The organism is Shewanella sp. FJAT-52076 (assembly GCF_019457455.1).
In the GTDB taxonomy this organism is placed as follows: domain Bacteria; phylum Pseudomonadota; class Gammaproteobacteria; order Enterobacterales; family Shewanellaceae; genus Shewanella; species Shewanella zhangzhouensis.
Window position 1 is genome coordinate 1,078,430 of sequence record NZ_CP080415.1, and the last position, 14,130, is coordinate 1,092,559.

Annotated in this window: 8 protein-coding genes; 6 read left to right on the forward strand and 2 right to left on the reverse strand. The window is 51.6% G+C overall.

From position 1 onward, the window contains the following. The first annotated feature begins 199 nt into the window (after window positions 1–199). On the forward strand, window positions 200–1,489 hold the full coding sequence (locus K0H79_RS04740; RefSeq protein WP_220077492.1) for an NAD(P)/FAD-dependent oxidoreductase: 1,290 nt from the start codon (window positions 200–202) through the stop codon (window positions 1,487–1,489). An 11-nt stretch (window positions 1,490–1,500) separates the two neighbouring features. Here K0H79_RS04740 and K0H79_RS04745 read toward each other — a convergent pair whose 3' ends face one another. After that, on the reverse strand, window positions 1,501–2,514 hold the full coding sequence (locus K0H79_RS04745; protein WP_220077493.1) for a LacI family DNA-binding transcriptional regulator: 1,014 nt from the start codon (window positions 2,512–2,514) through the stop codon (window positions 1,501–1,503). Window positions 2,515–2,930: 416 nt separating this feature from the next. Between K0H79_RS04745 and K0H79_RS04750 the strand changes: the two genes are divergently transcribed. Beyond that, window positions 2,931–5,576 (forward strand): TonB-dependent receptor, encoded by a 2,646-nt coding sequence (locus K0H79_RS04750; protein ID WP_220077494.1) that lies wholly within the window; start codon window positions 2,931–2,933, stop codon window positions 5,574–5,576. 63 nt (window positions 5,577–5,639) lie between these two features. Beyond that, window positions 5,640–7,163, forward strand: a complete 1,524-nt coding sequence (locus tag K0H79_RS04755; RefSeq protein WP_220077495.1) for a tryptophan halogenase family protein — start codon at window positions 5,640–5,642, stop codon at window positions 7,161–7,163. An 80-nt stretch (window positions 7,164–7,243) separates the two neighbouring features. Here K0H79_RS04755 and K0H79_RS04760 read toward each other — a convergent pair whose 3' ends face one another. After that, complete coding sequence (locus K0H79_RS04760) at window positions 7,244–7,936, reverse strand: SapC family protein (protein WP_220077496.1); 693 nt, start codon at window positions 7,934–7,936, stop codon at window positions 7,244–7,246. A gap of 1,046 nt (window positions 7,937–8,982) precedes the next feature. On the opposite strand from K0H79_RS04760, the gene K0H79_RS04765 reads away from it, so the two are divergent. From K0H79_RS04765 to K0H79_RS04775, 3 genes are read left to right on the forward strand one after another with little or no spacing between them, the layout of a single operon-like run. Then, window positions 8,983–9,846 carry an ABC transporter substrate-binding protein gene (locus K0H79_RS04765; RefSeq protein WP_220077497.1) on the forward strand — a complete coding sequence of 288 codons (864 nt, stop codon included), beginning with the start codon at window positions 8,983–8,985 and terminating at the stop codon, window positions 9,844–9,846. Beyond that, window positions 9,843–11,330, forward strand: coding sequence for a methyl-accepting chemotaxis protein (locus tag K0H79_RS04770; RefSeq protein WP_220077498.1), 1,488 nt, complete (start codon window positions 9,843–9,845; stop codon window positions 11,328–11,330). Before K0H79_RS04765 ends, K0H79_RS04770 begins: the two co-directional genes overlap by 4 nt. Window positions 11,331–11,360: 30 nt before the next feature. Further along, window positions 11,361–14,015 (forward strand): family 20 glycosylhydrolase, encoded by a 2,655-nt coding sequence (locus tag K0H79_RS04775; RefSeq protein ID WP_220077499.1) that lies wholly within the window; start codon window positions 11,361–11,363, stop codon window positions 14,013–14,015. Window positions 14,016–14,130: the final 115 nt, after the last annotated feature.

Below are 14,130 nucleotides of genomic sequence, written 5' to 3' on the forward strand. Positions count from 1 at the left end.
TTTAGCGTGTTCATCTGAGGTAATTGGCGACGAAGTCAGCTTGTGGTCGATGGTTCGGTCAATTTTTGAAAATTTGGTTTTATTCACTGCTATTTTTTTCTTTTTTAAATCGCATCTTATTCCATGTGGTTAATGCCAGCTTGTTTCGCTATATCGCTGTGATATAAAAGCAAAAAGGAATGTACTACGGAGTATAGCTGTGGGCACAAAGCGAATAGTCATAGTAGGCGGTGGTGCGGGTGGGCTTGCGTTGGCCTCAAAATTGGGGAGAAAGCTGGGGCTGAAAAGCAAAGCCGACATTTTGCTCGTCGATAGAAGTCCAATTCATATCTGGAAACCTAAGCTGCACGAAGTGGCTGTGGGGGCGATAGATAAATCGTTTGAGGGCCTGCTCTACCGTGACCACGGGTTAAAAAATGGCTATCGCTATCAGCGCGGTACTCTTGAAGCTCTGGACCCGGATGCAAAAAACATCCAATTGTCAGCGCTTTATAATGAACAGCAAGAACTGCTGATGGGCCCCCGCACCATAGAGTATGACTATCTGGTGCTTGCCCTTGGTGGTGTGTCCAACAGTTTCAATACGCCTGGCGCCGAGTCTCACTGTATTTTTCTCGATAGTCTGCAAAATGCAGAACAGTTTCACGGACAATTACTCGATGGTCTAATGTTGCTCGATGAAACCCAGTCGCGCTTGAGTATAGGTATTGTTGGTGCCGGAGCGACGGGAGTTGAGCTTGCCGCTGAACTTCATCACGTTGTCGAATCCGTCAGAGAATTTGGCTATCAGAATATTTCCAAGCAGCACCTGGACATTCATCTTATCGAAGCCGCACCCAAAATTTTGCCACAGCTACCTGACAGGGTCAGTGGGCGTGCGCAGGCTGTCCTCGATAAAATCGGCATTCACTTACATCTGGGCGTGCAGGTAAAGGAAGTAACCAAAGAAGGATTCACCACCCAGGACGGTAACCTTATCAGGGCTGATATCAGGGTTTGGGCCGCAGGAGTTAAGGGCCCGAATGTGTTTTCAGACCTCAGCAAGTTACCCATAACCCCCAGAAACCAGGTTGAAGTGGATGCCTGCATGCGGGTTAAAGGGCACACAGATATTTATGCCTTGGGAGACTGCGCACAGCTAATATTGGCTGATGGGAAGCCGGTGCCTCCCAGAGCACAGGCGGCGTCGCAAATGGCTGAAACCCTGTACCACAATATCCTCAACCGCCTCGCAGCGCAGGCCGAAGTGCCGTTCGAATATCGCGATTACGGCTCTCTGGTGTCACTCAGCCGTTTTTCGGCTGTGGGTAATCTGATGGGAAATTTAAGGCGAGGCGACTTTTTCATTGAGGGGCACGTGGCTCGCTTTATGTACCTCTCCCTCTATCATCGCCATCTTTCCAGTTTATTTGGCTGGTTTTCAGCGTTGGTGTATCGCCTGGCGCAAAAGCTGCTCAGATGGCAGCGGCCCAAGCTTAAGTTGCATTGAGCCTGGCCTGTTTAAAGCGGGTTGCTGCTGGAGTCGCGGACGACTGGCTCTGGGGTAAATACCCTGGCAGTGTCGAGGCGCTGCTCTTTACGATTGGCAATGAGTAGCTCTGTGGCGACCTGCGCTATCTTTTGATTCGGTTGATGAACCGTGGTCAGCTTGGGCCATGTTTGGCGTGAAAACGGGCTGTCTTCGAAGCCGACGATTGATATATCGCGAGGAATATCAACCCCCTGCAAACGCGCAGCAAACAAGGCGCCGGCCGCTATTTCATCGTTACAGGCGACGATGGCTGTTGGCCTTGGTGTCATTGAAAGCAGGCGTTTAGCCCCATCAACACCCGATTCGAACGAATACTGCCCTTCAACAACAAACGCCGGATTCAAGGCAATGTTGTTGAGCGAGAGGGCGTCGCAAAAACCGGCGAAGCGCTCTTTGGTCGATTCGTGCTGCTCGTCACCGCTGATAAAGGCGATATGTTTGTGTCCCAAATCAATCAGATGTTGGGTAATAGACACTGCGCCGTGCCTGTCGTTTACCAATACAGTCAAGCCACAACTTTCTTTGGTTTTGTCTCCGGCAATGATGCGTACGTAATGGGCATCAATGCTATCGAGCGCCGCCAATATTTTGGGGTCTTCTGACAGGGGCGGAGTCAGTACCAGTCCTGCCAGTCTGGCGTGCTTTACCAAGGCAGTTAACTCTTCGCAGATACTTGCGGCGGTTGCATCGCAGGGGTGGATCAGGAGTTCATAACCCTTGTCTCGGCATGCCGATAAAATGCCGTTTTGCATATCGATGATGTAGTAGGCGTTGGGATTGTCGTAGATAAAACCGATAACATAAGACTTGGTGCCAGCGAGGTTACGCGCAGCCAGATTGGGCTGGTAATTAAGTGCCTTGATGGCCTCATTTACCTTGTCTATGGTTGCCTGTTTTACCGAGGGCTCGTTGTTGGTAACCCGGGAAACTGTCTTGATAGACACGCCGGCGTATTTGGCAACGTCATTAATTGTGACTTTCATCTAAACACTCAGTAATTCAATCTATTATTGGCTCTATTTGGATGGGAACTGGCAGAAGACAGGCGTTTGGAATACCAAATATTGCACTTGTATCGGTTGAGAATATTTCACGTATAGTGCGGATTTTTGCCCTGATTGGCAATCGCCTTTTCCCTGAGGATGTTATCCAAGGCATGACAGGATACACCTGTACGCCAAAAGTATTTAAAGCAACATACTGTTAACAAAAGATCTTTTGTTTTACGAACTCGCTGCAGCCTTGATGGCGACACACTTTTTTTCAACTCCCAGTTATTTTGTTGTGGTAACGCTGTTAATTATTGTGTAATGTTTGCGCTAGACATGACAGCGTTGTCATTCCTTCGGGAATGGTTATGGATGCAAAAACATAAAAAATAATATGGAAGGGAAACGAGATGCGACCATCTACCTTTAAAAAGAGTGTCCTCGCTACCAATATCGCAATCCTCCTCGGTGGTGCGGTATCAGTAGGTGCAGTGGCTGCCGAAGCTCCGGTTGATACTGCAAATATTGAAAAAATTGAAGTGCGCGGTATCCGCGCGTCCAACAAAGCCAACATCAATGAAAAGCGTTTTTCCAACGCCGTAGTTGATGCCGTTACTGCCGAAGATATTGGTAAACTCCCTGATTCTGATGTGGGTCAAGCACTTGGCCGTGTACCAGGTGTGACCGTAGGTCGTGCTTTTGGCCAGGGTAGTTCAGTGTCTATCCGTGGTACTGATCCTCTGATGACGCTCACCACCCTGAATGGCCAAAACGTGGCCTCGACCGGTTGGTACGATCAGATGAACATCGACCGTTCATTCAACTACTCTATGCTGCCGGCAGAACTGATCGGCGGTATGGAAGTGTACAAAACCACTCAGGCCAACCTCGTTGAAGGTGGTATCGGTGGTACTGTTATTGTTAAAACCCGTAAACCTCTGGATATGGAAGCCAACTCGATTTTTGGCTCAGTAAAGGGTGAGTACGGTTCAATCAATGAAGAGTGGGCCCCTGAAGTATCAGGTCTTTACAGCTGGAAAAACGAAGCCGAAACCTTCGGTATTCTGGTTTCCGGTGCATACGTAGACCGTGAATATCTGCGTGTTGGTACCGAAGCGGATCTCGACTGGGGTGGCCGTTCTTCCATCCAGCCTTCAAGCTTCCTGCAAAGCCAGGAGCGCACCGCTCTTGACGCTACTTTGCAATATCGCCCTACCGACAATCTGGAGTTCGGTGCCCACATCCTGTCACTGAAACTGGGCGCGGACAGCATCGGCGCCAACATGTACATCAACACCGATACCAACTGGGGTGCCGGTGATTCACACTGCCAGCAGTTTAACGATGCTGGTGTATGTACTTACAGCGATACCCCGGAAAGCGACCCATCAGACGTGTTCTTCCAGAACTGGGCGCGCAAGGGTGAAATGACTTCAGACACCTTCGAACTGAACATGGAATACGATGGCGACGGTTATGCCATTGCTGCCGTGGCCGGTAAAACCAAGGCGGAAGGTGGTACTCAGATGAGTGCAAACTTTGGTTATGGCTGGTGGGGCGACAATTTTAAAGATATCAAGTGGGCCGGTGTGGTTGATGCCACCGGAAAGCAAATTGATATCAATGGCCGTGACATGAGCTTCGGCATCGACAATCTGGACACCACAGTGGGCACTTCCCAGTGGACCGGTATCCAGGGCCCGAACACCGACGAAGAGTCTTATGTTCAGGTTGACCTGGACTTCGACCTGGACTTGGGCGCTATCAACAAGTTTGAAACTGGTATCCGTTATACCGAGCACACCTTCGAGAAGAAAGAGTATCGTGCCGTGTATGGCAGCTTGCCAAACGTGTTTAACAGCACCGATCTTTACAGCGGCACCATGAAGTTGGGCTATGACGAATGGACCATTCCAAAAGCCAACCTGGATGCCATGATAGATGCAACCGTGTCTCTGGTTGATGAGTTTGTCTACAGCCGCCCTGCCTACGGCAAAATCGATGAAGAAAACCTGTCTCTGTACGGTATGTTCTCTTTCGAGGGTGAAGGTTTCCGCGGTAACTTCGGTCTGCGTTATATCCAATCCGACGTGACTTCAAGCGGCCACGTCATCGATAACTCTCCGGCTGATAACCTGGGGATCAACGCCGGTTGGAGTGAAGAAGTTCACAGCGTAAGCGACAGCTATCACGATGTACTGCCAAGCGTAAACGTGGCATTCGACCTGGCTGATGACCTTATCCTGCGTTTGGCTGCCGGTCAGGCTATCACCCGTCCAAACTACGACAACCTGTTCCTGTCCACTTCATCTGGCTATCCTGATGACCGTCGTGGCAACGAACAAATCACCTACGGTAACCCAGGTCTGGAGCCAATGAAGTCGTCTCAGGCTGATGTCAGCATCGAGTACTACTATGGCGATGGCAACCTGTTTGCTGCTACCTACTTCATCAAGGATATCAGCAACTTTATCGTGGCAACTGCCCCGGAAACCAAGGCGATTGGTGTAATCAACAATGACCTGGAAGTGCCTGCGGACAGCTGGATTGTTGACAGCTACATGAACGCCGGTGGTGGCTCCATCGACGGTATCGAACTGCAGTTGAACCACGCCTGGGATAACGGCTTTGGTATCAACGCCAACTATACCTTCACCGATGGCACTGCCCCTGCAGAAGTGTACACCGATAACATCGGCGTATTCACTGAAGCATCCAAGCACACCACCAACCTGGTTGGTTACTGGGAAAATGATACCTTCTCAGCCCGTGCAGCCTACAACTGGCGGAGTGAGTACATGGTGCGTGAATACGGTAAATACTACGGTAACCGCATGCACGATGACTTCGGTACTCTGGACGTGACTCTGGGATGGAACGTGACCGAGAACATCGCACTGCGTCTTGAGCTCATCAACCTGACTGCAGAAGATGACGTTCAGTACGGTGCAGCCGGTGTGGGTACTGCCGTTAAGCCTGCCCTGCAGGATGGCTACCCAACCTGGTCGTTCAAAGGCGAAACCACTTATAAGCTGGGCGCAAGCTTCAACTTCTAAGATAAATGTGTAATAAAAAACCCAGTCTCGGCTGGGTTTTTTTATTGAAGGACAGGTCTGCAAATGAAAATAACAAAAATTGCTATCCTGGGTGGCGGAACTGCCGGCTGGCTGGCCGCCAATCATTTGGGGGCTGAGCTGTGCGCCGATAAGGAAGTTGAGATCACCCTTATTGAATCGCCGGAGATCCCAACCATTGGTGTGGGGGAGGGCACAGTGCCCTACATCATGAAAGGGCTCAAACGCTTTGGCATATCAGAAGCCGAGCTGCTGGCAAACTGTGACACCACCTTCAAACAGGGCATTAAGTTCGTCAATTGGCTCGACCCCGAACGTCACGGCGATAACCACTATTACCATCCTTTCGACTCTCCCTATCCCGGTGGCATGGACATCAGCAATTACTGGCTGACCCAGAAGGATAAGCGTCCCTTTGATGATGTGGGCATACAGGCCCGGATTTGTGAAAAAAACCTGGCTCCCAAACGTATCAGTGCTCCCGAATATCAGGGCGAACTGGCTTACGCTTATCATTTCAATGCGCTGAAGTTTGCCACCTTGCTCTCGCAAAACGCCAGGGAGCGCTTTGGGGTCAAGTATCTGAGTGCCACAGTCACGGCTGCAACACTGGATGATGATGGCGCCATTGCCAGTCTGAATACCAAAGAAGTTGGCAACCTGGCATTCGATTTTTATGTCGATTGCAGCGGTTTTCACTCGGTGCTTCTGGACAAGGTATTAAAGGTACCCTTTGTCGATAAAGGCAAAGAATTGCTGACCGACTCGGTGATAGTGCAACAGGTGCCATTGAAGAGCGGTGAGGCGCTGTCCCCCTATACCAGGGCTACGGCCCATAAGGCGGGTTGGATTTGGGATATTCCCCTGACCACCCGACGGGGCACTGGTTTTGTGTATTGCAGCCAGTACATGAGCGATGAAGAGGCCGTTACCACCTTCGCCCAATACCTTGGCATGGACGAGAGCGAAATATCGCCCAGAAAGATCCCGATGAAGATTGGCTATCGGGAGAAGTTTTGGGCCAAAAACTGCGCCACCCTGGGGCTTGCTCAGGGCTTTGTCGAACCTCTGGAAGCCACCTCGATATTGGTGACGGACTTTTCTGCAGAACTGCTGGCCAAAAACTTCCCCAGGGAAACCTCGGATATGGAGGCGCTTAGCCCTTACTACAATGATGTCATTACCTACGTGTGGGAAAGAGTCATCGATTTTATCAAGCTGCATTACTGTCTCTCAGACAGGGACGATACCGGCTTTTGGGCGGCCAATCGCGATCCCGACACTTGGTCCGAAACCCTCAAGTCACGACTGGCGAAGTTTGCCGTAAGACCCCCTCAGCAATCGGACTTTTTCACCCGTTTTGATTTATTCGATGATAAAAACTTCCTGTATGTGCTCTATGGCATGGGCTTTTCAAGCCGTATCAAGGCGCTTGACCCGAGGGAAATAGAGCAGAGCAGGCTGCTATTGGAGAGTAACGATACCCTGGCTGCAAGGGCGGAGGAGATTTTGATGGAGCATGGGAAGTGGCTCGCTGGCCTGAAGGCGGCCATGGCAAGGGCATCATAGCCTTTATGATGCTTTCTTCATACTATGTGCGTTAAATAAAAAAGCCGGGGAAACCCGGCTTTTCTTTATCCCTTTTGAGCTTATTCGCCCATAACCAGGTCGATTTGATTCAGTGATGCCAGGTGAGCATAAATGGCTGACAGAGCGCCCTTGTTGAACAGTTCAAGCTTGGCTTCATCGCTCAGCTCGTGCAGCTTCTTCTCATCAACCATATAGATGCCGTCGTAGTTGGCTTTCTCGCCGTCTTTGCCATTCACGGTCAGTGTTTTAGGCTGCAGCAAGTCATGGTCAGTCAGGGTCTTTACAAACTGCTTGGTCAACTCGCGGAAGTCGAACAGCTGGCCGATAAATTTCACGCGGTCTTGCAGGAATTCAGTTTGTTCACCGTCTTCATTAAACAGCGCCACGCCTTCTTCTTCGCTCAGTAGGGTGCTGTTTTGATTGATACCAATCAGCAATTTTTCCTGAGTTTCATCAGGGCCAGCGATGAAAGGCGCAACGCGCAGCTGCATAGGCACATAGCGCTGGGTCCATTTACCATCTTTGATAAATTTGTTGCTCTCTGGCTTCAGAGAGGTCACAGCCACTGGCTGATACTCACCGCTGTCGGTGTTTTTGGCAAAAATGATAGGGAAACTGGTGGCTGCGGGCATAAATTCCTGAACAACCAAGGGCAGCATGTGATGCTTTTCAAATTCAGCAAGTTCAAGGGTTTGCTTAACTTTCAGGTTTTTGTGAGCGGTATTATTGAGAGGAACGTACTGCGCAGTCATTTGTTATTATCCTTTATTTATAAATCTAGGGTCCTGGCCATATCTGTACATCACAGAGGGGCCGTTGAAGCTGATGCTACCGGACACCAAAGGCCCGATGTTATCAATGGTTTTGCAATATGTCACCACATGGTTAACCTTGGTGTGTGGTTGCATCGTCTCGGGATGTGGCGCGCTCAAATATTCAGTATGACAAGTCGCCAGTTAACCCCTTATTACCAGTAGCCTTCTGGCACAGAGAGTGGGGCACAGGCTGTATCATGGCATCTTTCGCACTCGGTTCTGGTTAAAGCGCTACCTGATGACAGTGCTGGGAAGTTAATTCCTTACCCAAACGAGTCACTGTAACGGCTCTTTATGTCACCAGTACCTATCACCGCTTTTAAAGACATGGGGGCACCTATCCGGAAGTTCAATGGTTACATAGTTAAAATCCGGCCAATTTGCGGAAAAGGGCTTTTATGTGATTGGAGCGGCGGCGAGACAGTGCCCTTGTATCAGCAGGGAGTCCAGGGCTGGTAGCAATCCAACGGTGCTATTCATATCAATTACTTGCGTACATACTTCATCGACATAACAAAGCATCTTCTGTTCGTTTTTCCCTGCTAAGGCTCACACACGACATTGGTTTGATATACAGTGCCCGTCTTTTTATCAAAGACTCTGAATTGCACTGAAAAATAGCGGCAGTGTTGCCTACCGTATCGACGCCGAAAAAATGTCAAAAAATTGTAGAAATCCTGAGTCGTATTGTGTAATGTAGTTGATGACAGCGTTGTCATTTGCTTGTGTGGCTCTGTTGTCTTGTAAGGTCTGCATGAAAGGGATGAGGTCTCCTGTTTCATGTTTATTGGCAAGCGTATATCTGTCGGGCGGCTATACGCTTGTATTTAATCTTTAATAGTCTCTCCCCAGAAACTATGGTTGGCTGGGTGCTGTACGCAGTGCCCAGCTTTTTTTTGGGTGATTGACTGTAAAGCCCGGGTATTGGCGGTACTAAAACAACGACAACCCCCATGGCGAAAGCCATAAAAGAGGGCTGCACAATGCAAACAAGGTCCTGGTTTTACGCACTGTTTATTTCGGTCTCCCTTGCCGGCGCCTTGCCGTGCCAAGCCGCCGACGCATCTCTTGTCACTACCATTCCCAACAGTTGGCAGTTCACTCTGCTTACCGAGGCGCTGAAGCGTTCGGGCACTGACTATCAGATTTCCCAACTAAGCTCCGAGATGAACCAAAAGCGCAAAGTCGAAGAGGCGCTTGAGGGCAACATTGATATCTTTTGGAGCATGACCTCAGCCGAACTCGAACGCACCGTATTACCCATTAGGGTTCCCTTGTTCAAAGGGCTGCTGGGTAACCGGCTGCTTATCATCCGTGATGCGGACCAGGGCCGTTTTGCCAACGTTAAAAACAAGCAGGATTTCAGTACTTTTCTCGCAGGCCAAAACCGTTACTGGCCCGACGCCACCATTATTGAATCCAACGGTTTGCCGCTGATTACCAGTTACAAATACAAAAACCTTTACCCCATGCTCGAAGGCGGTCGCTTCGATTATCTGGCGCTGGGCGCTCAGGAAATCTGGGATGAGCTGGCCAAACATCCTGATCCGACGCTGAAAGTCGACAGCCGTGTCTTATTGCAATACCGCAGTCCAGCGTATTTCTTTGTTTCCCCCAAACGTCAGGCGCTGGCCGAGGATTTGAACCTTGGCCTTGAGGCCATGATTGCCGATGGCAGTTTCGATCGCATGTTCAATAAAGAGCTCAAAATCGACGAGCTCTATCGCATCGCCAAATTCAATGAACGGGTCATCATCCGCTTGAATACGCCGGATTTGAGCCCGCAGACGCCGGTAAACCGGCCTGAGTTATGGCTCGATCTGTTCAGTATGGAGGGGGTGAAATGAGTAATAATCTGGCTCTCAAGGTGCAGATAGGCCTGGCGGTGGCGCTGTCCGGCTTGATGGTGCTGCTGTTTGGTGCGACCTTTTTGTTTGAAAAGCAAAAGCTTGAACAGGCCTTTGCCGAATATGAAAAAGACACCCTTGCCAGCCTGGCAGTGACCATGGTTCAGCCGGTGTTTACCTATGATTTTGAACAGATAGAAGCGATTTTGTCGGTCACGCTGGAACAGGAGCAAATTGCCGCGCTTAAGGTGTTCGACCATCGCGGTAAGCCCATGGCCAGTGTTGGCAGTAATACCGGCGAAGATGCGGGTCTTGAGCAAAAGAGCATCAGCTTCAGCGACAACGGCAAACCCACCGGCAAGATGGACGTGACCTTTACCCGGGCGCCCATCGAGGCGCGGCTCAGCGCACTGCTGCTTGGGCTGCTGGCCCAGGGCGCACTGATTTTGCTGCTGTCTATGGTTGTCATCGTCATTATTCTCAAAAAGTTAGTGATTACTCCGCTGGCCCATGTGGTATCGGCGATGGAGGATGTGGCCAGTGGTGATGGCGACCTGACCCGGCGGCTGCCGGTGGAAAGTCAGGATGAGATTGGCCGTCTGGCATCGGCTTTTAATGCCTTTATTGAACAAATTCATGCCACTGTAACCAAAGTGCAGGAAACCGCTGCCCAGCTAATCGAAGGGGCGGGTACTCTGGGCAGCCTGAGCGGCGCCAATAATCTGAGGATACAGGAGCAACGTCAGGAGACCGAAGCCGCAGTGACTGCGGTTAGCCAGCTGTCGGCCAGTGCCGCCGAGGTGGCAGGCAATGCCCTGCGCACCTCTGAAGCCGCGGCTGAAGCGGATGCCCAGGTGGATGAGAGCCAGCGCCGCTTTGACCAGAGTCTGGGACTCACCCGGCAGCTGGTGGACGAGCTCAGTCGCTGCGCTGTATCGGTCCAGCAGCTACAGCAGGAAACGCAAAAGATTGATGAAGTAGTGGTGGTGATTAACAGCATTGCCGAGCAGACCAATCTGCTGGCGCTGAATGCCGCCATTGAAGCAGCCCGGGCGGGAGAGCAGGGCAGGGGCTTTGCAGTGGTAGCCGATGAAGTGCGTACCCTGGCAAGCCGTACCCAGCAAGCCACCGGCGAAATTCAAAAGATGATCCAGCAGGTGCAAACCCGGGTGAATGATACGGTTACCGTGATGGGCGCCAGTCAGCAGCTGTCGGATAAGTCGTTGTCGCAGGCCGAGGAAATCAAATCCATGCTTGCCAGCGTTACCCGCCTGGTTTCCAATATCAACGCAATGAATACCGAAGTGGCCCATGCTGCATCAGAGCAAACCAGTGTCACCGAAAATATTTCCAGAAGTTTGAACGATCTCGCCGGCATCTCAGGTTCGGCCTCAGCAGACAGCGCCTCGTTGGCACAGTCCGGTGAGCGCCTGTTCCAACAGGGGGAAAGATTGCGGGCACTTGTAAACTCATTCAGGTTGTAGCCCTGAAAAACAGGAAAAATGAGGACAACAATGAAATTTTCCTTAGCCGCATCTGCGATTCTTCTCGCCCTCGGTGTCAGTGGGTGCTCACAAGCCCCGGTCGAGCCCGCTGCCGTTGCCGCCGAACCTTCGGTACTTAGCCAGGCCAGTTTGCAGGCCTTTGCCGATGGACTTGACGTGAAATATCGGGTGATCACCAACAGACCCGATGACCAGTGCAAAAAAGACGCAGGTGAAGGTCGCTGCTTTCAGGCCGAAATTGTGCTGACTTCGCCCATCGACTTCGATGGCCGTGATTTTGAAATCTATTACAGCCAGATGCGCCCGGTGCAGTCGGTGCAAAGTACAGACTTTGTGATTGAGCATGTAAAAGGCGATTTGCACCGCATCAAGCCAACCGAACATTTCAGTGGATTCAAGGCTAACCAGAGTCAGACCCTGGCGTTTCTCGGTGAGCTGTGGCAGCTGTCTGAAACCGATGCCATGCCCAATTATTACATTACCGCACCAGGGCTTAAGCCTGTGGTAATTGCCAGCACCAGGCTTGCCATCGAAGCCGAAACGGGCCTTGAGCTGCGCCCTTACGTTGAAGCCTTTACCGATGCCGAGAAGCAGTATCGTCGTACCGACAACGACAAGCTGCCATGGGCAACGGCGCCAGTGCTGTTTGAGGCCAATCAGTCGCTTATTGCTGACCCTGACGCAGCGGCCCAGCGCATAGTGCCTGCGCCTTTGTCGCAAACCTTGGAGGCAGGCATTGGCACGCTGGACTTGTCCGGCGGTATTGCCGTTGAGCTGCCACAGGGACTGGATAAAGCTTCCATCGATGCTGCACTGGCACGTCTTGCCCGCCTCGGTATTGAGGAGGCTGCGAATGGTGCCAGGCTTAAGCTGGTAAGTGATGACTCACTTGGTGCAGAAGCCTATCAGCTGGTAATTCGCCCTGAGGGCGTCGAGATTAAAGCCGCCACCGATGCCGGCTTTGCCTATGGTCTGTCGTCACTTGCAGCGCTTGTGCAGCCAGGCAAGCCGGTTATCAGCGCTCAAACCATCACAGATGCGCCAAGATACGGCTTTCGCGGCATGCACGTGGATGTGTCCCGTAACTTCCACTCCAAAGAGTTTATGCTGAGCCTGCTTGACCAGATGGCAGCCTATAAGCTCAACAAGTTGCACCTGCACATGGGCGATGATGAGGGCTGGCGTCTCGAAATTGATGGTCTGCCGGAGCTGACTGAGATTGGCAGCAAACGTTGTCACGACCTTGCCGAAAACACCTGTCTGTTGCCGCAGCTTGGCAGTGGTCCGGATGCCGATGTGAAGGTCAATGGTTTCTACAGCAAGGCTGACTATATTGAGATCCTGAAATACGCCTCAGCCAGACAAATTCAGGTGATCCCGTCGATGGACATGCCCGGCCACAGCCGCGCTGCCGTCAAAGCCATGGAAGCCAGGTATCGCCGCCTGGCGGAAGTGGGCGATATCAAGGGCGCCGAGGAATTTCGCCTTATCGACCCGGAAGATAAGACGGTTTACAGCTCTATTCAGTACTACGACGACAACACCCTCAACGTGTGTATTGAGTCGACGTACCACTTTGTTGACAAGGTGATTGATGAAATTGCCAAGCTCCACAAAGAAGCTGGTCAGCCGCTGACCCGTTATCACATTGGCGCCGATGAAACTGCCGGTGCCTGGCTCGAGTCGCCCAAGTGTGAGGCCTTTATTGCCAATAACGACAAGGGCGTGACCGACAAGAGTGAGCTGGGTGCTTACTTTATCGAGCGGGTGGCCAACATGCTGCACGACAAGGGCATTGAGCCCGCTGGTTGGAGTGATGGCATGAGTCACACCCGCCCGGAAAAAATGCCTGCCATGAACCAGAGCAACATCTGGGATGTGGTCGCTCACAAGGGTCATCAGCGTGCCCACAAGCAGGCTAACCTCGGTTGGGAAGTCGTACTGTCTAACCCTGAGGTGCTGTATTTCGATTTCCCGTACGAGGCCGACCCTAAGGAGCATGGCTACTACTGGGCGAGCCGCGCCACCAACAGCCAGAAGGTTTTCGGTTTTATGCCGGGTAACCTGCCGGCCAATGCCGAGCAGTGGCTGGATATCGAGAACAACCCCTTCGAAGCCGACGACACAAAACAGCTGGATGAGGCTGGCAAGGTTATCAGCGAGCCTATGCAGCCTGGTAAGGCCTTTTATGGCGTGCAGGGCCAATTGTGGAGCGAGACCATTCGCAGTGACGAGCAGGCCCAGTACATGATTTTCCCGCGCCTGCTGATGCTGGCGGAGCGTGCCTGGCACAAGCCGGGTTGGGAAGTGCCCTACAACCACGAAGGCGCGCTCTATAACCGGAGTAGTGGCAACTTCAGCGCCGAAGCCCGCGCGCTGCAGGCCGCCGATTGGCAGCAGATGGCCAACACCCTTGGTCATAAAGAGCTGGCCAAGCTGGATTTGGCCGGTGTGCACTACCGTGTGCCCACAGTTGGCGCCCGGATTGAAGATGGCAAGCTGTCGGCCAATATCGCCTTTCCGGGCCTGGGTGTTGAATACCGCGAGGCCGGTGGTAACTGGCAGCCTTATCAGGGACCGGTTGAGGTAACCAGCTTGCCGGTTGAAGTGCGTGGTGTGGCGGCAGATGGTAAGCGTAAGGGCAGAACCTTGAACGTGAAATAACCGAGACATAACAAAAGAGGTCTGATTTCAAAGTGAAAAACCAGGCCTCTTTTTCTCCGCTCAGGTCAGTGTTTTCGGGCTTGAACGCTGATTTTTGTTCAAGTTTAAAATTTAA